Origin of the sequence: Streptomyces sp. NRRL WC-3549 (assembly GCF_000721935.1) — a bacterium.
Classification (GTDB): Bacteria; Actinomycetota; Actinomycetes; order Streptomycetales; family Streptomycetaceae; genus Streptomyces.
Genome location: NZ_KL585413.1, coordinates 27,688 through 28,411 on the forward strand (window position 1 = coordinate 27,688; position 724 = coordinate 28,411).

The following is a 724-nucleotide window of genomic DNA, read 5'->3' on the forward strand; positions in this document are numbered from 1 at the left end:
GGCCGTGCCGGTGCGCGGAGTACCGGGGCCGGTCCACCGGTGGACCGGCCCCTTCCGTACCCTCCCGCCGTCGGGTAACCCGATCGTGCGGATATTGGTCCGGTTGCCGCACCCGCGGTCGGCGTATCCCGCCGGTTCGGGTAGGGCCACCCCATGGACCAGTACGACAGTCAGCCCCGGCGTGGCCACGATGGGCCGCCCGACCACTCTTCGACGCCGATCTACGACCGGTTGCTCGCCGAGGGGCGGGAAGCGGGCCGGCATGCCGCCGAGCGCGAAGCGGCGGTGGCGCCCGGGAGCGTGCGGGTCTTCGTTCCGGCGGCCCGCAGGACGTAACCCCCCCCTTCCGCAGCGGAACGTCGACCTCTCGCCGCACCGAATCCGTTCGAGTGGCGTAGCGGAACCTTGGCTTCCGATCGCGGTTATCAGTACGTCCCACAAGGGACGCGTGGAAAGGTGAAGCGTAATGAAGAAGATGATGGCCGGCGCGGCCGTGGCAGTGTCCCTGATCGGTGCCTCCGCAGCCGCGGCCCCCATGGCCATGGCCGTCGGCAACGACCACGGCACCACCGTGGTGAACGGCAACGGAGCCGAGTCGGAGTTCGGCAACTCCGTGACCAAGGGCGACCAGAGCCCGCAGCTCAGCCTGGTCCAGGGCTCGCTGAACAAGCTCTGCCTCGGCGTCCCGGCGAAGGTCAACGCCGGTTCGCTCGTCGGCCTGGTG

Annotated in this window: 2 protein-coding genes; both read left to right on the top strand. The window is 70.2% G+C overall.

Annotation, left to right across the window (positions count from 1 at the left end; translation table 11 throughout):
• Nucleotides 1–153 precede the first annotated feature (153 nt).
• Nucleotides 154–336 (top strand): hypothetical protein, encoded by a 183-nt coding sequence (locus IH13_RS0120925; RefSeq protein ID WP_031086673.1) that lies wholly within the window; start codon nt 154–156, stop codon nt 334–336.
• 130 nt (nt 337–466) lie between these two features.
• On the top strand, nt 467–724 hold a 258-nt coding region (locus IH13_RS0120930; RefSeq protein WP_031086675.1), incomplete at its 3' end, for a rodlin.

Excerpts from the sequence above, each read along its gene's own strand:
- IH13_RS0120925 (WP_031086673.1), top strand. The coding sequence starts at position 154 with ATGGACCAGTACGACAGTCAGCCCCGGCGTGGCCACGATGGGCCGCCC.